This window comes from Rheinheimera sp. (assembly GCF_965283995.1).
Classification (GTDB): domain Bacteria; phylum Pseudomonadota; class Gammaproteobacteria; order Enterobacterales; family Alteromonadaceae; genus Pararheinheimera.
In genome coordinates, this window is record NZ_CBDIQG010000001.1 from 4,618,243 (window position 1) to 4,638,088 (window position 19,846).

Annotated in this window: 20 protein-coding genes and 1 other RNA gene; 6 read left to right on the forward strand and 15 right to left on the reverse strand. The window is 51.9% G+C overall.

Going from position 1 to position 19,846, the window contains the following annotated elements; translation table 11 throughout:
* Positions 1 to 39 precede the first annotated feature (39 nt).
* Positions 40 to 663 (reverse strand): DUF3299 domain-containing protein, encoded by a 624-nt coding sequence (locus tag ACQ66Q_RS20335; RefSeq protein ID WP_430458438.1) that lies wholly within the window; start codon positions 661 to 663, stop codon positions 40 to 42.
* Between the two features lie 72 nt (positions 664 to 735).
* Between ACQ66Q_RS20335 and ACQ66Q_RS20340 the strand changes: the two genes are divergently transcribed.
* The 3 genes from ACQ66Q_RS20340 (at position 736) to ACQ66Q_RS20350 (ending at position 4,428) form a co-directional block, all read left to right on the forward strand.
* Positions 736 to 1,443 carry an ABC transporter ATP-binding protein gene (locus ACQ66Q_RS20340; RefSeq protein WP_430458439.1) on the forward strand — a complete coding sequence of 236 codons (708 nt, stop codon included), beginning with the start codon at positions 736 to 738 and terminating at the stop codon, positions 1,441 to 1,443.
* On the forward strand, positions 1,434 to 2,693 hold the full coding sequence (locus ACQ66Q_RS20345; protein WP_430458440.1) for an ABC transporter permease: 1,260 nt from the start codon (positions 1,434 to 1,436) through the stop codon (positions 2,691 to 2,693). The genes ACQ66Q_RS20340 and ACQ66Q_RS20345 overlap by 10 nt, the downstream gene beginning before the upstream one ends.
* A 70-nt stretch (positions 2,694 to 2,763) precedes the next feature.
* Positions 2,764 to 4,428 carry a diguanylate cyclase gene (locus ACQ66Q_RS20350; protein ID WP_430458441.1) on the forward strand — a complete coding sequence of 555 codons (1,665 nt, stop codon included), beginning with the start codon at positions 2,764 to 2,766 and terminating at the stop codon, positions 4,426 to 4,428.
* A 26-nt stretch (positions 4,429 to 4,454) separates the two neighbouring features.
* Here ACQ66Q_RS20350 and ACQ66Q_RS20355 read toward each other — a convergent pair whose 3' ends face one another.
* The 5 genes from ACQ66Q_RS20355 to ACQ66Q_RS20375 form a co-directional block, all read right to left on the reverse strand.
* On the reverse strand, positions 4,455 to 7,262 hold the full coding sequence (locus ACQ66Q_RS20355) for a PAS domain S-box protein (protein WP_430458442.1): 2,808 nt from the start codon (positions 7,260 to 7,262) through the stop codon (positions 4,455 to 4,457).
* A gap of 83 nt (positions 7,263 to 7,345) precedes the next feature.
* Complete coding sequence (locus ACQ66Q_RS20360) at positions 7,346 to 7,822, reverse strand: hypothetical protein (RefSeq protein WP_430458443.1); 477 nt, start codon at positions 7,820 to 7,822, stop codon at positions 7,346 to 7,348.
* A 166-nt stretch (positions 7,823 to 7,988) separates the two neighbouring features.
* Positions 7,989 to 8,483 (reverse strand): Dps family protein, encoded by a 495-nt coding sequence (locus ACQ66Q_RS20365; RefSeq protein WP_430458444.1) that lies wholly within the window; start codon positions 8,481 to 8,483, stop codon positions 7,989 to 7,991.
* A gap of 226 nt (positions 8,484 to 8,709) precedes the next feature.
* Entirely contained in the window at positions 8,710 to 10,152 is a 1,443-nt protein-coding gene (locus tag ACQ66Q_RS20370; protein ID WP_430458445.1) for an APC family permease, read from the reverse strand.
* 187 nt (positions 10,153 to 10,339) lie between these two features.
* A complete protein-coding gene (locus tag ACQ66Q_RS20375) occupies positions 10,340 to 10,561 on the reverse strand; it encodes a hypothetical protein (RefSeq protein ID WP_430458446.1) in 222 nt (73 codons plus the stop codon).
* A gap of 314 nt (positions 10,562 to 10,875) precedes the next feature.
* On the opposite strand from ACQ66Q_RS20375, the gene ACQ66Q_RS20380 reads away from it, so the two are divergent.
* A complete protein-coding gene (locus tag ACQ66Q_RS20380; RefSeq protein WP_430458447.1) occupies positions 10,876 to 12,876 on the forward strand; it encodes a hypothetical protein in 2,001 nt (666 codons plus the stop codon).
* A 77-nt stretch (positions 12,877 to 12,953) separates the two neighbouring features.
* Here the strand turns inward: ACQ66Q_RS20380 and ACQ66Q_RS20385 are convergent, their stop codons facing one another.
* The 7 genes from ACQ66Q_RS20385 to smpB all read right to left on the reverse strand — a co-directional run bounded on the left by ACQ66Q_RS20385 (position 12,954) and on the right by smpB (position 16,577).
* On the reverse strand, positions 12,954 to 13,133 hold the full coding sequence (locus ACQ66Q_RS20385; protein WP_430458448.1) for a hypothetical protein: 180 nt from the start codon (positions 13,131 to 13,133) through the stop codon (positions 12,954 to 12,956).
* On the reverse strand, positions 13,133 to 13,366 hold the full coding sequence (vapB, locus tag ACQ66Q_RS20390) for a type II toxin-antitoxin system VapB family antitoxin (protein WP_430458449.1): 234 nt from the start codon (positions 13,364 to 13,366) through the stop codon (positions 13,133 to 13,135). The genes ACQ66Q_RS20385 and vapB overlap by 1 nt, the downstream gene beginning before the upstream one ends.
* 239 nt (positions 13,367 to 13,605) lie before the next feature.
* Entirely contained in the window at positions 13,606 to 14,094 is a 489-nt protein-coding gene (locus ACQ66Q_RS20395; protein WP_430458450.1) for a DUF1294 domain-containing protein, read from the reverse strand.
* An 80-nt stretch (positions 14,095 to 14,174) separates the two neighbouring features.
* A complete protein-coding gene (hepT, locus tag ACQ66Q_RS20400; RefSeq protein WP_430458451.1) occupies positions 14,175 to 14,612 on the reverse strand; it encodes a type VII toxin-antitoxin system HepT family RNase toxin in 438 nt (145 codons plus the stop codon).
* The gene (gene mntA / locus ACQ66Q_RS20405; RefSeq protein WP_430458452.1) at positions 14,602 to 15,009 is read right to left on the reverse strand and encodes a type VII toxin-antitoxin system MntA family adenylyltransferase antitoxin; all 408 of its coding nucleotides are present in this window, start codon (positions 15,007 to 15,009) and stop codon (positions 14,602 to 14,604) included. The genes hepT and mntA overlap by 11 nt, the downstream gene beginning before the upstream one ends.
* Before the next feature lie 571 nt (positions 15,010 to 15,580).
* Positions 15,581 to 15,938: a transfer-messenger RNA gene (ssrA, locus tag ACQ66Q_RS20410) on the reverse strand.
* 156 nt (positions 15,939 to 16,094) lie between these two features.
* Positions 16,095 to 16,577 (reverse strand): SsrA-binding protein SmpB, encoded by a 483-nt coding sequence (gene smpB, locus ACQ66Q_RS20415; protein ID WP_430458453.1) that lies wholly within the window; start codon positions 16,575 to 16,577, stop codon positions 16,095 to 16,097.
* 114 nt (positions 16,578 to 16,691) lie between these two features.
* Here smpB and ACQ66Q_RS20420 point away from each other — a divergent pair, with 114 nt between their 5' ends.
* Both ACQ66Q_RS20420 and ACQ66Q_RS20425 read left to right on the forward strand, forming a co-directional pair.
* Positions 16,692 to 17,135, forward strand: a complete 444-nt coding sequence (locus tag ACQ66Q_RS20420) for an SRPBCC family protein (protein ID WP_430458454.1) — start codon at positions 16,692 to 16,694, stop codon at positions 17,133 to 17,135.
* Positions 17,128 to 17,496: an RnfH family protein gene (locus ACQ66Q_RS20425; RefSeq protein ID WP_430458455.1), complete on the forward strand. Its 369-nt coding sequence runs from the start codon at positions 17,128 to 17,130 to the stop codon at positions 17,494 to 17,496. The genes ACQ66Q_RS20420 and ACQ66Q_RS20425 overlap by 8 nt, the downstream gene beginning before the upstream one ends.
* Before the next feature lie 146 nt (positions 17,497 to 17,642).
* On the opposite strand, the gene ACQ66Q_RS20430 is transcribed toward ACQ66Q_RS20425, so the two are convergent.
* The gene (locus tag ACQ66Q_RS20430) at positions 17,643 to 18,020 is read right to left on the reverse strand and encodes an outer membrane protein assembly factor BamE (protein ID WP_430458456.1); all 378 of its coding nucleotides are present in this window, start codon (positions 18,018 to 18,020) and stop codon (positions 17,643 to 17,645) included.
* Between the two features lie 74 nt (positions 18,021 to 18,094).
* A complete protein-coding gene (gene recN, locus ACQ66Q_RS20435; protein WP_430458457.1) occupies positions 18,095 to 19,762 on the reverse strand; it encodes a DNA repair protein RecN in 1,668 nt (555 codons plus the stop codon).
* Positions 19,763 to 19,846 lie beyond the last annotated feature (84 nt).

Consider the following 19,846-nt stretch of genomic DNA (forward strand, 5'->3'; position numbering starts at 1 on the left):
CGCATGAGCGGTGTTTTTTTATTGACGTGCGCCACGAATTTATTCGTAGACGTATTCGCTGATTTTACTCACTTTCAGGCTATACGCCGAATTGGCCAGATCATGGCTCATCGTATCTGTGGTTAAAGTGCCTTCAATCCAGAACGGGTTGTAAATCAAATCGGCTTTTAAGTTTTTCGCGCCACTGACATAAACAATCTGGTTCGGTGGTGGCGGTGGTACGTGAATACAGGCGCCAAAATATGGCACCAGGAAAAAGGCGGTGATGTTTTGATCCGCATCGTATTCAATCGGCACCACAAAGCCCGGAATTTTGACGAGGCGGCCGTTCAACTCGCCACGCACATTGGCCGATGACATCACATCTGCCCAGGCTTTCATTGACGGATCGTTGCTGGTATTGAGGTTCTTGTTGATCGCAGAGCCGGCAGCTTCACCACCTTCATGGCTGACTTCCGGTAATGCTTCCATTTTTTGCAAATCGGCGTCAGGCAGCAGATCGGTCCATTCCAGCTCGATGACTTTGCTTTTATCGGCGGGCAGGACCCGCGCTGCTGGTGCTTTTTCTGCGGCTTTTTCTGCGGCTTTTGCTGTTTCAGCGGCCTGTAATGGCGCCGATGCGACCAATACCAGCCAGGATCCCACTAACAACGGTTTGAACATAAGCGCTTTTTCCCGACAATATGTTATAAAATCACGATTCTTTGCATCATATCATTTTTCACAGGACAGCTTGTGGCCGCGGATCTGAATATTCCCGCAGTTGAACTCAAAAATCTGCGACATCAATGGCCGGGGCAGGCTTTCACGCTGGAGATCCCGGCGTTGCAATTAGCCGCCGGACAACATTTGTTTGTGCGGGGCGCTTCCGGCTCCGGTAAAACCACGTTATTAAATTTATTGTGTGGGGTGCTGACGCTGCAACAAGGCGAGATCTGGTTACAGCAACAGCGCTTGCAGCCCAACAAAGCGGCCGTGCGTGACCGCATCCGCGCGCGCGAGATCGGCGTGGTGTTTCAGCAGCTGAATCTGATCCCGTATCTATCGGTGCTGGATAACGTGGTGTTGGGGCAGGCCTTTTCCGGCAACGCCGCTGATGAGGCGCGCGCCCGCGCTTTGCTAACCGCCTTGCAGTTGCCGGGCAGTCTTTGGCAGGCGCCGGCGGCACAGCTCAGTGTCGGGCAGCAGCAACGGGTGGCGATTGCGCGGGCCTTGCTCGGTAAACCAACCTTGTTGATTGCCGACGAACCGACATCCGCGCTGGACGCCGACAACCGCGATGCCTTTATGCGGGTGCTGCTGCAAGAGGCCAATGACGCCGGCAGCACGGTGATTTTTGTCAGTCATGATCAGGCGCTGGCGCAGTATTTTGGTTTTCAGCTGGATATGAATCGTTTACAGGATGGCGTAACGCCAGTGATCGCGGAGGCATCATGCTGCTGAAACTGGCCCGACAGAGTTTATGGAGCCGGCGCGGCACGGCCTGGCTGACGTTGTGTTCACTGATCATTTCGCTGAGCTTATTGCTTGGGATTGACCATCTGCGTCAAGAAGCCAAACGCAGTTTTACCAGCACAGTGGCCGGCACAGATTTGATTGTCGGTGCGCGCTCCGGTCAGCTTAATCTGTTGCTGTACACTGTATTTCGCATTGGCAATGCCACCAATAACATCAGTTATGCTCATTTTGAACAAATCAGCCGCCATCCGCAGGTGCGCTGGGCGATCCCGCTGGCGCTCGGCGATTCGCACCGTGGTTTCCGCGTCTTGGGCACCAACACCGACTATTTCCGTTATTTCCGCTACGGCGAGCAACAATCACTGCGCCTCAGTAGCGGTCGTGAATTTGCCTCTGTGTATGAAACCGTGCTCGGTGCAGACGTGGCGAAAAAACTTGGCTATCAGCTGGGGCAGGATATTGTGTTGTCGCACGGTGTGGGCAAAGTCAGTTTCAGTCAGCATAAAGACCAGCCATTTACTGTGGTCGGGATCCTGGCACCAACAGGTACGCCGGTTGATCAGTCCGTGCATGTCAGTCTGACCGGTATTGAAGCCATTCATCAAGGCTGGCAAAACGGCGCACCGGCGATGCGTAAAGCCAAACAAACTCTGACTGACGCTGAGCTGGCGGCGCTGCAACCCAGCGTGCTGACCGGCGCTTTGCTCGGCTTAAAATCAAAAGTGGCAACTTTTGCCGTACAGCGTCAAATCAATGAATTTAAAGCCGAACCGCTGACGGCGATCTTGCCTGGTGCCGCGCTGGCGGAGCTGTGGCAGATGCTGGTGGTGGTCGAAAACCTGCTACTGGTGATCACGGCGTTGGTATTGCTGGCGGCGCTGATTGGTCTGACGACCACTTTGTTAGCAGCCCAGCGCGAGCGGGCGCGGGAACTGGCGATCTTGCGGGCCATTGGCGCAAGGCCCTGGCAATTGTTTCTGCTGATTGAACTGGAAGTGTTGATCCTGACCTTGTGTAGTATCGTCGGTGCCTTCTTGCTGCTGACCGGTAGTCTGGCGGCGCTGCAACCCTGGCTTAGCAGTGAATATGGTCTGGTGATCAGTCTGTTCGCCTGGCACCCGCATACTGCAGCAGGCCTTGGCATAGTCGCCGGTCTGGCGTTGTTGCTTGGTGCAGTGCCAGCGATACAAGCGTACCGGCAAAGTCTGAATCAGGGTTTACAAGTGCGATTGTGACGGTGCTGGAGTCGCGCTGCGGCCCTTGCTATAGTAGGCAGTAATTGCTTGATACTGATGTGGGAAGTGCATGCAGGGAACTCCGGCAAACCTGGAACAACAACTGGCTGAACTGAATCAGCAATATCTGCGGCGTCTGCAACAGGAGATCCCGCAGTTGCAGTGGCTGCTATTGCAGTTTATCCAGGCAGGGCCGCTCGAATGGCGTGAACAGGCTGCTGTGCTGGTGTTGCGTTTTCATACCTTAGCCGGTTCCGCCGGTACTTTTGGTTTGGCGCGTGTTGGTACCGTGGCCAAAAGTATTGAGAAACAAGTCAAAGCGCTGCTCAGTCAGCAACAAGTGCCGGATCGGCAAGAACACGCGCTGCTGCAGCAGTATTTTGTCGAAATGCAGCAGGCCGCCGGTCAGCCAACCGAGCAACATTTCAGTAAAGCCAAGCCGCAGCGTCAGGATAAAACCGACGCCCGCATTCTGTTGTTGTGTAACGACCCGTTAATTTCACAGCCGATGGGCCAAACGTTAAAAACCTTTGGCCATCAGGTCGAACGTTTTGTCGATTTAACGCAGTTAGTCGCGTCTGCGAAACTCGATCCGCCTGACGTGATCATTGTTGATTTAGATGCGCTGGACGATTCCACTGCGGCCTTTCAGTCGCTGAGCAATCTGCAATGTCCGCAAGCCCAGCCGATCCCGCTGTTTGTGTTGTCGTCGCATGATGAATTTAACCATTATTTGCAGGCCGTACGCGCCGGAGTCATTGGTTATTTTGTCAAACCGTTGAATCCGGCCACGCTGGAAGCGCGGTTACAACGCTTGTTGTCGGTGCGTGAGCGCGACGCCTTTCGGGTATTGATCGTCGATGATGACATGCTGTTGGCGCAGCATTATGCGCTGGTGCTGCAAAATGCCGGGCTACGCGCCGAGATCCTGACCGATCCGGCGGAAATTTTTCAGGGCCTGCGGCGCTTTCATCCGGATGTGATCCTGCTCGACGTCAATATGCCGGAATGTTCCGGGCCAGAACTGGCGCAGACGGTCCGGTTGCAGGATGAATGGCTAGGTGTGCCGATCATTTATTTATCCTCCGAAACCGACAGTGAACGCCAGATGGCGTCGCTGATTAAAGCCGGTGATGATTTCCTCACCAAGCCAATCAGTGACAATGCGCTGGTGGTGGCAATCTTTGCCCGCGCCCAGCGTGCCCGCCAGTTGGCCGAGGTGATGACCAAAGACAGCCTGACCGGCCTGCTGCAGCATGCGCATATCAAAGAGCGGCTGGGTGCGGAACTGGAACGCGCTGCGCGGTTGCAACAAAATGTCAGCGTGGCGATGCTGGATATCGACCATTTTAAAAAGGTCAATGACGTCTACGGCCATCTGACCGGCGATCAGGTGATCAGCAGTCTGGCCAACCTGTTACGCCAACAACTGCGTAAAACCGATTTGATTGGCCGCTATGGCGGCGAAGAGTTTTTATTGGTATTGCCGGAGTGTCAGCTGGATAAAGCCTGTCAGGTGGTCAATCAGCTGCGTGAAGCCTTTGCCCGCATTCCGTTTGTCAGTAATGGCCAGACGTTCCATTGCACGCTCAGCGCCGGTGTCACCAGTGGCAGCGACAGCCAGCAGGTGGATGTGGTGGTGGAACATGCCGATCAGGCGCTGTATCAGGCCAAAGGCGCCGGCCGCAATCAGGTTATTTTGTACCAGCCGCCATCTCCGGTCCTGAACGACTAATCATCCATAGGCCAGCACCGGTGCTTTTAATGTAAAGCGCCGGCATTGTTCTCTTCGCCTGGCTGATCCAGGGCAAATTCCAGATAAAAACAACTGCCATGGCCGGTGACACTATCAAACCCAATTTCACCGCCAAGCCGGTTGGTCAGTTCCTTCACAATCGCGAGGCCAAGGCCGGTACCGCCGCGCTGGCGAGCGTCCACGGCATCGGCCTGGGAGAATTTTTCAAAGATGCGCGCGCGGAAATTGTCGGGAATGCCGGGCCCTTGATCCTGCACGCTGATCCGCAGCATTTGCGCGATTTTTTCAGTCCGCACCGCCACGACTGAGCCCGGCGGCGAAAACTTCGCCGCATTGGACAATAAATTCGCCATGATCTGGTGGAAGCGCATCGGGTCGAGCAACAACATGGCATCGGGACCAGGTTCCAGCACAATCCGGGTATGAAATTTGTCGGCGTACGGCTGGTTGTGCCGCACACTTTGCGTCAGTAGTTCACGCACCGAACAATCCTGCAGTTCAAACTGCATTTTGCCGGCCACCAGTTTGTCAATATCGAGTAGATCGTTAATCAGCTGCGTCAGTTTTTCGCTGTTATCGCAGGCGATTTGCAGCATCGGCTGCATCGCGTCCGGCAATGGACCGAGTGCACCGCCACTGATGAGGCCGAGTGCGCCGGAAATAGCGGTCAGCGGCGTGCGTAATTCGTGGCTGACCATCGAGACAAACTGGTTTTTCATTTGCTCAACACGACGTCGCTCGGTGATGTCCTGAATAATCGACCAGACCTGCGCCGTACCGCTGGCGTTTTGGATCAGCACTTCACTGAGCAGCACCGGAATTTGCTGCCCTTCAACATGACTCAGTTCGAGTTCGATCGGGCCGAAGCTGGCATTGCTGGCCAGCGCTTGCTGGCGCGCTTCCAGTTGGCTCTGGTTAAACGACAATAACGTCGGTAGCGGTAGGGCCGGGACCTCGTCACTGAGACCGGATAACTCGTACCACTGCGGGTTTACGTTGAGGATGTCGCCGCTGTCAAACTGGCTGAGTAAGATCGCAAGCGGAGCCAGCTGATACAACGAGGCCAGTTTTTGTTCGCCAGCGCGCAGCGCCAGCTGCACTTCTTTTTGCGCGGTGACGTCCCAGATAAACCCATCGATATACAACAGTTCGCCATTGGGATCATAAATGCCGCGACCGAGTTCCTGCACCCAGCGTACGGCACCATTGGCATGACGGATGCGGTATTCGACACTAAAGCGCGCGTGATTAGTCAGATCGCGGTCGACCACTTCGCGCAGCAAAGGCTGATCTTCAGCTAGCTGTAATTCGGCAAAGTTAATCTTTTTATTGCGGATAAAACTGCGCGCCGGGTGGCCGGTTAGTTTTTCTACTTCATCGCTGATAAACAACATGGTCCACTGCGAGTCGTTGATGCAGCGGTACACCACGCCCGGCAGGTTTTCCAGCATGGAACGATGACGCTGCTCGCTGAGCAACAAGGCGTGATGCAGTTGTTCCAGTTGAGTGATATCGATGGCGACGCCCAGATAGCCGCGGATCTCGCCCTGATCGGTGCGGATGGCCGATACGCTGAGGCGAACCTGCTTACGTTCGCCATTCTTGCCAATATAGGTCCATTGCCGCGTTTCACTGGTGCCGTGGCGCGCTTTATAGACAAACACATCAAAGCCATCGATCGGCAGCTGATATTCGGCACTGAGCTGCGCTGCGCGGGCGCGTATTTCGTCCGGATCATGCAAGATCGCCGGTGTCGCGGTGCCAACCAGCTCAGCGGCCTGATAACCGAGCATCCGCTCGGCACCGGGGTTAAACAGCCGGATCACGCCATGAATATCGGTGGAGATCATCGCGGCTTCGGTCGATGAATCGATAATCGCCTGCAAATGCGAGCGGGTGCGCTGCATTTCCTGTTGTTGCAGGCGTTCCTGCGTAATGTCGCGGTGCGTGCCAAACATCAGCAATGGCTGTTGGTCGTCGGTCCAGGCCATGACCCGGCCGACCGCATGGATCCACACCCAATGCCCCAGCTGATGCTGCATGCGAAAACGCGCATCAAAAAATGGTGAAACGCCAGCAAAATGTTGTTCCAGCGCGGCGCCGGTAGCCGGCAAATCTTCCGGATGCACCCGGCTGCGCCAGATCTCGACGTCCGATTGTACCAGCGGATCCAGCCCCAGAATGCCGTACCAATATTGGTTGTAAACGGTGTGGCCGGTTTGCACGTTCCATTCCCACGTGCCCATATTGGTGCCATTGATGATGGCGTCAATGCGGTTTTTTTCCTGCTGCAAATGCAGGTTTTGTTCCGCGCTTTGTTGCTGCAGTAACCGGTTATTCATCAGCAACACAGCCTGATCTGCCAGTTGCAGTAACGATTTTTGCTGCGCTGCGGTTAAAGTTAACGGCTTGGTATCAAATACACACAAAGTGCCAAGCGCCAGATTATCCTGCAGCACCAGCGGTGCGCCGGCATAAAAGCGAATGCCGTCAGCACTGGTCACCAGCGGATTGTCGGCCACTCTGGGATCATGGCGGGCATCGGGAATATAGGTCAGTTGGCTTGGCGTTAAAATGGCGTGGGAACAAAAGGAGTCGTCGCGGCTATTTTGCTGACTACAGAAATTAAAGGTGCTTTTAAACCACTGCCGGTTCTGATCAATCAGTGTTAATGCGGCAAAACCGGCGCCGCTGATTTGAGCGGCGATCTCCGTCAGTGCATCAAAGGCGGCTTCAGCGGGCGTATCTAAAATATGCAGCTGGCGCAGTGCCTGCAGTCTTTCAGTTTCATTGTGTGGAATTAAAGCCTTCATAGCTGCCGTGACTGAGGAAATGCTGTTCCTAGTTTACGCAGAAAAGGCCAGAGCGCGATATTTTCTTCACAGATATTTCTGGATCAGGGCTGTGGACTGACGGCGGCCGGCGGCGGTGCGCTTGCCTGCAATCTGGCGTCCAGCAGCTTACGCGCCTGCAGTTTTTCCTGTTGTTGTTTGATGCGCAACAAAGCGGCATACAGCTGGGCGGCATTAAAAGGCCGGGCCGGGTCAACCAAATCGCTGATATCAACCTGGGTAGTCTGCTGCAATTGCTGCAGTAACGTCAGATGGCGGCTTCGGATCAGCGCTTCCCGCATATCCGCATCTTCGGTGCCTGGGGTCACGGCATAAGTGCGCATCAGTAAATCAATGGTTTCGATATTGTCGGCCGCGGTAGGTACTTGTTTTGCTGGCGTCAGCAGCGCTTTTTGTTCACTGAGCCAGTGTTGCTGCAGCTGATACACCGTTTCGGTGTGCCAGAAATAAAACAATAACGCCGCAGCGCCGATGCCAAGACCAAGGCCTTGCAGAAATGTTTGTTGGGGAGATGCAGACACAAGACAACCTTAATAAAGCGCTGGAGCAACGCGGGCGCGGATTCAGGCTGTTATCTTCATTGCTATGGCTGGTGCTGTCAACCTTGCACCGGCAGCGCTGCGACAGTTTGCTGAAAATGTCAGCAGCATGGCGGCTTCAAGGCCATGCTGCCGGCATCGGATGGGCTTATTCCGCCAACAGGCTTCTGAGCATCCAGGCGGTTTTCTCATGCACGTTCAGCCGCTGCGTCAGTACATCGGCCGTCGGCTGGTCATTGGCGTCACCAACTAGTTCAAACAAACTGCGTGCGGTACGGGCGGTGGTTTCCTGCGCTGTGACCAGATGTTGCACCATCTCGTTGGCGGTTGGCACGCCTTCGACTTCTTTAATCGACGTCAGCTTGACGAATTCTTTGTAAGTGCCCGGCGCCGGAAAACCCAGTGCGCGAATGCGTTCAGCAATAATATCCAGCGCATTCCACTGTTCGGTGTACTGCGTCATAAACATATTGTGCAGGCTGTTAAATTGCGGCCCGGTCACGTTCCAGTGAAAATTGTGGGTCATCAGATACAGCGTGTAGCTGTCGGCCAGCAGTGCGGACAAGCCTTTGACGATTTTCTCCCGGTGCTCCAGTGAAATGCCAATATCCAGTTGCGCTGATTTCGGTTGTTTCTTCGCCATATTAAATCCTCGGATGCCAGAGCCAAAGCCCTTGATTGATGTCGCTATAGTTACTGTGGTGTCAGCTGCGGCGAATTTAAAGCCTGCTGCCGCCAATTTTCCTGCTGGCCAAACGAACGGCGTGAAACCCCAGCATAGCCGGTTCTGGATCCGCTGACGGTGCTATAGGCGACATATGGTAGAAAAACGCCGACAACTTGCGATTCGTTTGATCTGCATAAACTTGTCAGCGTGTTGACGCGCTTTTGGCCAGCAGCGACAGCACAAGCCCTAAGGCGATGAGCGCAACAGTCAGCCAGACTGAGGTGCTACTGACCTGAGATGCCAGCCACAGACAGACCAGGATCGCCAGCAGCGGCAGCAGTGCGGCCAGCGGCAGTTGTAGCGGGGATTGTTGCTGGCGGCGCAGTACCGGTAAAGCCGCACAGCACAGGCCATACAACAGCGCGCGGATCAGCACAGTCGCTGCCGCCAGATATAAAAAGCTGCCGAGGCTTGCCAGCAGCAAGGCCAGCAGGCCAAAAAACCAGATGGCGTGCTCCGGTGTCAGAAAACGTGGATGCACGGCGGCAAACCAGGCCGGCAGCTGGCCTTGTTCTGCTAAGGCATGACTTAACCGCGGCGTGGAAAACATCGCACCAAGCAGATTAGCGGCTACAGACGCAATAATGCCCAGCATCAGCAACGATGTCGCGATACTGACCAATGCTGCTGCGGACTCAGTGGATATGTGTGGGGTCAAATGTGTCGCAAGCTGCGCTGTGGCGTCCAGCAGTGGCGTTTTGCTTTGCGCCAGATCGGGTAATAAGGCGAGACAGGCCGCCTGCACCGCCATATACAACAGCGTGACCAGCAACAGCGCCGAGATCAGCGCCCGTGGCAAATCGCGTTGCGGGTTTTCGGCTTCACCGGCCGGGATCAGCGCTGATTCAAAACCGACAAAGGCATACACCAATAACAACAGCGCTGCCGGTCCGTCGACAATATCCGGGTAGCTGAGCAGCGGTTGCCATTGCACCGCTGTATCTAAAGTAGTGTTTAACGTTGGTATCACAGTGTTGGTTGCTGGCAACATCAACAAGCTGGGCCACAACAACACACTGCAGCCAGCCAGCGCAAAACCCGCCAATACGGCCAGCTTGGCGACAGTTAAAGCGCCCAGCCAGCGCATCGTTTTGCGCACGCCCCAGACGTTCAGCAGCGTCATCGCCCCCAGCACCACCACCAGCAATAACAACCGCAGCGGGCCTGTTTGCAGTGCCGGCAGAAAATAACTAACCGAATCGACCAGCAACACGGTATTGGCCGCCACAGAAACCAGCCGGGCCAGATAATACAACCAGCCGGCCTGAAAACCGGCCGCCGGGCCAAAGGCCGCACTGACATACACCGCCGGGCCGCCACTGCCGGCAAAACGGCTCGACAGCTCAGCAAAACACAACAGCACCGGCAGTATTAACAGCGCACACAGTGGATACAACCACAGACTGAAATCACCGGCTAGCCGCGCCGCACCAGCCGGCAGACCAAAAATACCGGCACCGATCAGCCCGTTAATCACCAGTAACCACAAACTCCAGAAGCCAAGCTGACGCGGCAACGGCGCGATGGCAAGCCCGGCAGACGGAGACGTTGGCGATGAATGATGGGGCTGGTCAGGGATCTGCATCGGCAGCAAGTCGCTTCAGTGGGCAGGGAATAAAACCAACATACCCAGAATTGCGCCACCACAGCAAGGCATTGGCGCCACAACAGAGAAAGAAACAGACCAATAAAAAGCCGGCAGCCAAAAGGACAACAAAGACCAGGCTGCCAGCAGGGGAATCAGACTACAGAGAAATCAAATACCAGGGAGATCAGAATGGCGTTTGGATAGACGCCTGACATTGTTGCTGCAACAGCGGGCTGCTGATATCACCACAACGACTGACATCCAACTGCGCTTTCGCGAGGCACATCGCCTTTAAATCAGCTTCCGCCAAGCCCAGACAACGCGCCGGCGCCGACGACCAGGCCGAAATCGAAAATGTCACAACGCCGGTCAGAATTAACAAAGTGCGTAAAACAGGCTTTTCCATTTCAGACTCCGGGACATGTGCAGCAAGGGATAACTGCAGCCTACCGGGTGCGGATGAATTTTAAATGAATGGGGTGGGGGGGAATGCGCAAAAGGCCCGGAATGGTGGTTGGGGAGTTAGATGGAGAATGGGGAATTTGACCCCATACCTTTCTCAAATAAATCATTCATTTGCCAGTGCCTCGAACATTTCAAGTACAGAGTTATTTTGATAGAGTGTAAACTGAAAAACTAATCTATTAAATTTCTAGAGACTGTTTTCAATGTAAATTCATTCTCTATCAACTTTGACTTTTATAAGATGGAGTTATTTTAATGACAGAAAAGCAATTAGAAAAATTTATTAATCGCTTTAAAAGTTTAAGGGCAGAGGAAAAGCCGAAGTTTGATATAGAAACCATTCAGGTTTTAGAGTATTTTGCTCGAACTATTGCAGATGCCGTATTAATGAAGTGTACTGCGCTGCGGGTAGGTCTAGTACATGATGGGCAAAAGCATGATTTTAATTTGCTTGAAGACAGCTCTCCAATTTTTGGTCCAGTGTTTTTTAATTTAAAAAAATTCCCTCCTTTCCGTGATGCAAAATATTATTTTCAGACCACGGATTTTTTCTTAAAGAATGTTCTGATTCCATTAAATTTGAAAGTTCAAATGATATTGTTTGAAGTGATAGATTCTGAGGGAGTATTGGAAAATTACTTCAAGTTTGCAGATTTCAATATAGAAAGTTTGCATATTAGAATAGAGTTGATCTGTTCATATTTATCTTCTGAATCACATTCATCTTTATGCCCAAGTGACGCTGTAGTTCACGTCTATTCGTTTTTTGTTGACCAATTTTTGAGGTTAATGACTTTAAAAGGTCAGTTAATTCAGTGTCTAAGCTACCTTGAAAACAACTTGCAAAATGCAACTTCTGCATTGCAAAGAACAATTCTATTGAAAAGTTTAATTGGTTTTTCAACATCTTACAATTTACTTAGCAAAAGAGATCTAGAAGATAAACTCGACGAGTTTGGTGAGAGTTTAAGTGTCGATGAAAGTAAGTATTTGAATTCAGAGATACATGCAGATGCTATGGCACTTAATATTCTCTCAATTGAGACGGGTAAAGGAGTACTGTCACTTGAAAGCACCAAGGGTAAAGCGATAAAAACGTGGATTAGTTTTTCGATGCCTGTCGAATGCATTTATGACCAACCAGTAACAATTGAAAATGACGAGGACAAGACAAAGATCACCATAGTACCAATACGTGAGTTTTGGACTGACCCAATGTTTGAACTTTTTATGGACTACAAAATTGGAGGTGTAGGGTGGAGCTATTTTTCAGATCTAAGTTCCGACTCAGAAGGGCGATTTTGTCACGTGATTATCGAAATTGATGGATTGTTTGCTCCAGACGTAGAACTACTTGAAAATACATATAGGAGTGTTGATTTTAAAGAAAAGGAGCAGATTGAGGGGAGAGCATACTATCCTCACAAAGAACTTGCAGTAAAAAAATTACTGGATGGATTTGATGTGCTTAAAGATGCAATTCGTCTTAAGAGTAGAAATGATATTTCTGCAAACATGTTTTCCAACTATATTGTTCAATATGTCGATAGTGGAAAAATGGAGAAAATATATGAAAAGATGATAGCGCTAACTTGTCACGATTCATTTTCAAAAGCAAGATCAAAATTTTTGGAAAAGCTATCAAGTAGAAATTTGAACGATGCATATATTGGTGTCAGGCAACTTCTTGAAAACACGGCAATTGAATCAGAACGTAATCTGAAAGAGTTTGTAATTAGAACATTAGAGCTGGTTGTTAAGAAAAATGTTGAAGATGAAGGGGGGTATCGATACCTATGGTGTGAATTAGGAGGTGTTAATAACGTACCTCACAGCGAGCCAAATATGCAACCGTATATTTTAGGCCTTCTAAAGGTTATATATGAGTTTATGGGCATTCAGATTTCTCGTGAATGTGTGTCGGCAAATGGCGAAATCGACTTTTTGGTTACGTACAGAAATACAAGAAACGACCCCCTTAGAGTCTGTGTAGAAATGAAACTGGCTCATAATGCAAAATTACAAGAAGGTTTAACTAAACAACTGCCGAGATATATGAAAGCCGAAAGAGCAAAACAAGGTGTGTTTCTAGTTCTTTGGTTTAAAGGAAAAACGATTCCTTATGTATTTAATGAACCATCGAAATATGACGACCTGGTTGAACTTGAAAATAGTCTTCAATCAATTAATAGTGATAGGAATATTGCAATAGTAACAATCGATTGTAATAAGCCAGTTTCGCCATCGAAGCTTTAAAAACGAGTGAACACCTTCAGTATTTAATGCTGGTTTCCAGTGGTGCTCCCTCTGAGCTCTGTCGTATTTTCAAGCGTTCATCGTTGTTGTGGCGAGAAATATCCGAACAGTTGGCGCTTGGTTCGGATGATAGTTCCGGATGTTTCGGTTATAGAGCGGATAAATAAAGTGCCGGCAAACTTGTAAAGCGTCGCTAGCACTTCAATAGGCCGGCGTCTTATCACATAGATATTGGCGTCCAGCATAAATTTCAGCATCAGAACGATTCCCGCTCTTGCTGTTCCTGGATTGCCCGCTCAGTTATAAAGTCACCTGTAACAGGTGCGACTTGCAGGAAAAATGAATCCCACGTATTGGCGACGGGAGTCAGAATGCGGTCTTGGCCTACAATGCGCACGCTGACTTTTTTCACGTGGTCGGGAAAACGCGCATCAACCGGCAGGCGAACGGCTTGTGTGTTGTGGTGTTTAAACAGGGTTCCGGTTGCCATGATAAAAAGCCTTCGCTGAATAGCTTTAGGTTTTCAGAGTATAGAGGCCAATATCTGCTGCCCGCAAAACTGCCAAAAGCAGCTCTGATAGTAACGTGCCGGGATTAGTGAAATAACCCGGTGGGCAAACCAATAAATCTTTGGTCATACCACAGCAATAATAGGCAGATATTTAGCCCGACTGTCAGCCAGAACCAGTTGCGAAAGGTGGCTTTAACTGATTTATGCCGCAGGAGTTGTTATGCCAATACGGCACCGGGCCAGCCGCCGAGTAGTCCAAACAGTAATAAAGTCGATTCCCGCACGCGCCAGCTGCCGCGCCGGGCGGCGGCTTTGTCATGCCAGTACAGGATGAAGGTCAGTACCGATAATGCCAGGTAGCAGTAGGCGAGTGGCAGGGGTACTTTTTGCAGCCAGACGGCGATGGCGAATAAGATCACAAAGCCAAGGCAAAGCAGACTGCTGAGTTTACGCTTGCTGGTTGTCGGTTCGGCTGAGGCTTTATCCAGCGCGCTGAAGATGACATTGGTTGCGCGGTGTTTGCCGTCGGGGCCCTGTGTCGGCTGATACACCACCATATCGCCGGCCACCGGGCGCCGCGGTTTGCGGCTGAAATCACTGATGTGAACAAAAAGTCGGGGGCCTTTGAGGCAAGGTTCAATAAAGCCGTAGCCTTTGTCGTCATCCCACTGACTGATTTTACCTTTTTGTTTGCTGCCTGCTAGCATCGCATTCCTTGGTTATTGCAGCACAATGTCCGTTTTGTGCTGTGGTCAATGAAACTAAAGTACCTGATGAGAGGACCGGATTAAAGCTCTGGATTGCACAGCAGCAGCTGACAATAGCGCTGAAAATCGACCAAGCGATGTTGAATAATGTGCTCGGTAATAGGCAACTGCAGACGCTGATATTCGAGCACAGCAATATTGCGAAATCCGACCATTTTTTTCAACTGTTCAGCGAGATCTGCCGGGATAAAACTGGCGCCGGCGAGTAGGGTAAACACATCGCGTGAGCTTTGTGGCACGCCTAATTTGTGTTTGCGGATCAGATGTTGGCCGATATCCAGCGCAGCTTCACAAGCGCGCTGGATATTCAGCACCGCTGCGTCCTGCCGGGTAAAATCGGTGGCAAAACTGGCCGGATCTTTATGAAATTCTTCTGCTGCCCGTTTTACCGCGCGTTCGATGCTGGCGGCTTTATTCAGCACCACATCGTCTGGCGCCTTTGTCTGTTCATTTGCCATAGACTGTGCCTTGTTGCTGAATGTCATCAATTAAACCCTGCCGGGCTTCATTTAAATCCGTCATATCGGACAATAAACCAGATTCGTAGCTGTTGATGTGCGGATCGGTCGCTAATAAGCGGATGCCGGTGCTGAGAATTTGATGCTGCATCACCGTTGAAGCGGCGCGAAAGTCGAGTAAATCAACCTCCAGCTGCAGCACTTCGGCTAAATCGCTACTGATATCCCAAAGTTCAATCGGGTCCAGATAACCCGGCATTAATACCGCCAAATCGACATCACTGGACGGAGTCGCCTGGCCACTGGCTTGACTGCCAAATAAATAGACTGCAAGCAGGTTTGGCAAACGCTGTTGCAGCAGGCGCAGGATTAATTCGGTGTTGAATGAGGTTGTCACAATATTGTTCCAGGGATCTAAGCCCGCATAAAAACCATAGTAACCATTTACATACTGAACACTAAATAGCCGGCGGCACAATTCGGCGGATTTATTGTGTAAATGTCTTAGGTAGCGGCCAGAAAAGCAAAAGGCCACCGGGAGGTGGCCTGGGGCGATTTACCGCCCTGCGGGCGTTGTCTCCGCTTGCTACGCAAGCTCCGGCTGAACCTCGAACGTAGCTTCGCGTCCGTCGCAATACTACCGCCAAAAGCAAAGTGCCATCAGGAGGCCTGGGGGGATTTACCGCCCTGCGGGCGTTGTCTCCGCTTGCTACGCAAGCTCCGGCTGAACCCCGAACGTGGCTTCGCGTCCGCCACAACACTACCACTTAAAGCAAAAGGCCACCCGAGTGGAGGGATTTATTCGCGGCTTTGCCGCTCACCTCTCGTTTGACAACGAGAGGCCGCCCTGCGGGCGTTGTCTCCGCTTGCTGCGCAAGCTCCGGCTGAACCCCGAACGTGGCTTCGCGTCCGCCACAACACTACCACTTAAAGCAAAAGGCCACCCGAAGGTGGCCTTTTGCTTTAAGTGGTGGAGCTGGGGGGATTTGAACCCCCGTCCGAAAAACCTACGTCTTCAGTACTACATGCTTATCCATTCGTTTGGTTAACCCTAAGAGCGCCGAATGGCAGGCTATCGTTGGGCGAGTCCGATTGGTTTTAGCATCTTGGCTCCGGACAAAGCCGCCATGCGATCCTATTAGGGGTGATCTTCCAGAGTCTCAGCTTATAGGCATGCGTGAGGGGAAGAGCATCTACCGCTTATTAGGCGGCGATTGCGTATGTTTCGTCGTTTGCGACTACTTTTTTGCGGCTTTTTACGAGGCCAACCGCCCCTCGGCATGCACTTAGGAGTTCGTGAATCCCGTCGAATCCAGTATCAGCCCCGAATTCTTCGTGAAGCGAACGCTTCAGTAACGTGGGCATTCTATGCCCTGCAGCACGTCGCGGCAAGCAATGCTTTTACGCTTTGTCGCCTTTCTGTACTGCATTTCTTCTAAATGGCGATCTATTCGCCAGTTTCAACTCTGCGCCGAAAAATAATCAGCGTTTGGAATGCTTCATCATCCGTTCTTTTTCGCGTGACCAGTCGCGATCTTTGATGTCGTCGCGTTTATCGAACTCGCGTTTACCTTTGGCCAGGTAGAATTCGAGTTTGACCCACGGGCCTTTCCAGTACATCGCGGTTGCGACCATGGTGTAGCCATCACGTTCTTTCGCGCCGATCAGTTTGTTTATTTCGCGTTTGTTCAGCAGCAATTTGCGTGAACGCTCGGGATCACACACCACATGACTGGAAGCGCTGTTCAGCGGCTGAATGATGGCGCCGAACAAAAAGGCTTCGCCATCTTTAATAATGACGTAGGAATCGGCGATATTGGCTTTGCCTTGGCGGATACTTTTAATTTCCCAGCCTTGCAATGCCATGCCGCCTTCGAATCTGTCTTCAAGAGAGTATTCGTGGCGGGCTTTTCTGTTGAGGGCGATGGTACCGCCCTGATCTTTTTGGTTTTGTTTCTTAGTCATGCTAACTCAGAGAAGACTTGCGGGCCTTTGCAACACAGCCTGTGTCGCTGCCGTGAAAACTTGTGACAGGGGCAGGATCTGTTACAATCGCCGACCTGATCCAGGGGAGTGAGTATGCCACAAATTGAGCGCAGCGCGCTGGTTTTTTACAGCTGCCAACAGATGTATCAACTGGTTAACGACGTACCTTCATATCCGCAGTTTCTGCCGGGTTGCAGTCATGCGGTGGTGTTGTCCTGTACCGATACTGAACAGACCGCCCGTTTAGATATCAGTAAAGCCGGCATCACCCAGAGCTTTACCACCCGCAATCGCTTAGAGCCGCATCAGCGCATTGGTATGGAGCTGGTCGACGGCCCGTTTAAATTTCTGCGCGGCGGCTGGCGGTTTGTGCCGCTGAACGACCAGGCCTGTAAAGTAGTGCTGGAACTGGAATTTGAATTCTCCAGTAAATTAATCGAATTTGCCTTTGGCAAAGTGTTTAATGAGCTGACCGGCGCCATGGTGCAGGCGTTTACCAACAGAGCCAAACAAGTCTACGGGGTGTCACATGGCTGATGTCATTCTGATTGAAGTGGCGTTTGCGTTGCCGCAGCGTCAGTCGTTACTGAGTGTCAGTGTGCCGGTGGATGCGACGGTCAGATCGGCGATTGAAAGCTCGGGCATTTTACGGATGTATCCGGAAATTGACCTGACGCAGCATAAGGTGGGCATCTGGAGCCGGACGGTGCGGCTGGAAGACACTTTGAACGCCGGCGACCGGATTGAGATTTACCGGCCGCTAATCGCTGATCCTAAAGACATGCGTAAAAAGCGGGCGGATAAAGCCAAAGAAGAAGGCAGAGCCGATAAAACTACTGGCGGCCGGCCACAACAGCACAAAAATCACGAGCAGGATGGTGCGGACTCCACGCACTGACACTGGCGTGCGGTAAAATGGCGTCACAGGTGCCGGACAAACCAACATGCTGCTGAGGGCCGCACAGGCCAATAAAAAACCCGCAACCGCGGGTTTTTTATTTTAAATCTGACCCAGTACGAAGCAGGGCCTGACTGACGGCTGGATTATTGATCCAGCGGCACATTAAATTCTTTTGGCGTATCAAAATCACCGCTCATTTTTACCAGCTTGCCATTTTGAAAATTCAGCACCAGCTGCTTCTCAAAATTGTCGCCGCGGCCACCTTTTAACGCATAAAAATAATGCCAGGTGTTGTCTTCAAAACTATTTTCAGCGACCGGATTGCCGAGCACATACTGAACTTGTTCTTTGCTCATCTGGATCCGCAATTTATCGATGTCTTTTTGTTCCAGGAAGTTGCCTTGTGGTACATCGATCCGGTAAATCCAGCTGCTGCAAGCTGTCACGGACAGCATCAGGCCAGAGGCAAACAGCCAGGCTCCGGCTTTTTTTAACGTCAACTCGCGCATAATTCTCTTCATTATCAGCTTTAGTTAGCAAAGTGACCGGCATCATACCGCAAGCGCCGGCCAAGATTAAAGTGCCAAGTTCTGACTTATGGTGTGCATAAAAGTTCGCGGGCATTCGCAATTGCATGCGCGCTGACGTTTTCTCCGGCCAATAAGCGGGCAATTTCCTGCACCCGTTCATCGTCGGTCAGTGTGCGCATGCGGGTTTCGGTGTGAATGCCGTCAGTGTATTTTTCGACATACAGCTGCTGATGGCCCTGGCTCGCCACTTGCGGTAAATGCGTGACACAAATCAGCTGGGTACTGCTGCCAAGCTGGCGCAGCATCCGGCCGACACCGGCAGCGACCGGGCCGCTGATGCCGACATCGACTTCATCAAAAATCAGCGTAGGCGTGGTGACCTTGTCTGCCAGGATCACCTGTACCGCCAGACTGATGCGCGACAACTCGCCGCCGGAAGCCACTTTGTGCAGCGGCTGCAGCGGTTGGCCCGGGTTGGTGCTGACCAAAAATTCAATCTGATCCCAGCCATTTCCATTGGCGCGCTCTGGTGCCTGCGGCTGGATATCAATAAAAAAGCGGGCGTTATGCATGCTGAGCTCGGCCATACTGCTGGCGATCCGGGCGGACAGCTCCAGCGCAGCCTGTTGCCGGCTGACACTGAGTTGTTCCGCCGTGCTGCTGAATTCGCGCAGCGCTTGCTGAATATGCAGTTCCAGTTCGACTAAGCGTTCATCATCACCGGCTAACGCCTGTAATTGTTGGCTGAGCAGCTGATGGTGCAGCGCCAGCGTGTCTGGTGCGATCTGGTGCTTACGGCTCAGGTTCAGCCACTGACTGAGGCGCTGATCGATTTCAAGTAAGCGTTCCGGATCGATTTCAACCCGTTCCGCATACCGGCGCAGTTCGCGGCTGGCTTCTTCAATTTGGACCAATGCTTCCTGCAGCATCTGCTCGATGGGGCTCAGCTGCGCATCGACGGCAGCGCTGTCGGTCACGGCAAAACATGCCTGGCGTAACATGGCAAAAGCATTGGATTCGTCGTTGTCATACAGCAGCTGCAACGCGAGTTCACTGCTTTGGATCAGGCCCGAGCTGTGGCTCAGCCGCTGATGTTCGGCTTCAAGCGCTGCGAATTCATCTTCTTGCGGCGCAAACTGGTCGAGCTCAGCTACCTGATATTCCAGTAATTGACGCTGTGCTTCACGTTGCTGCTGATTTTGTTGCAGAGCCTGATATTCGCTTTTCAGCTGTTGGGCTTGTTTCCAGCGTTGTTTGCACTGACTGAGCAACTCCGGATGTGCGGCAAACGCATCCAGTAACTGGCGTTGATAGTCGCTTTTTAATAGTTGCTGATGGGCATGCTGGCCGTGAATGCTGAGCAGGTATTGGCCCAAGGCTTTTAATTGCTGCGCCGGCACCTGCACGCCATTGATATAACCGCGGGAGCGGCCTTCATGACCAATGACCCGCCGCACGATACATTCCTGACCCATCGCCAGGTCTTGCTCTGCCAGCCACTGTTGTGCCGCCGGTAACGCACTGATATCAAAAGTGGCGACCAGATCGGCTTTGTCAGCGCCTGGCCGGACGGCCAGACCGTCGGCCCGCTCACCGAGGCACAATGCCAGGGCATCGAGGGAAATTGATTTGCCGGCGCCGGTTTCGCCGGTGATGGTGGTCATCCCGGCTTGCCATTCGATTTCAAGGGCTCGGACTATCGCGAAGTTACTGATGTGGAGATGGGTCAGCATGTCAGTTCCAGTCATGGCGGATAATAACTGTTAATTTATACAGTGTTTTTCGGGCTGACAAGCTGCATTGCGAAAAAATTTATA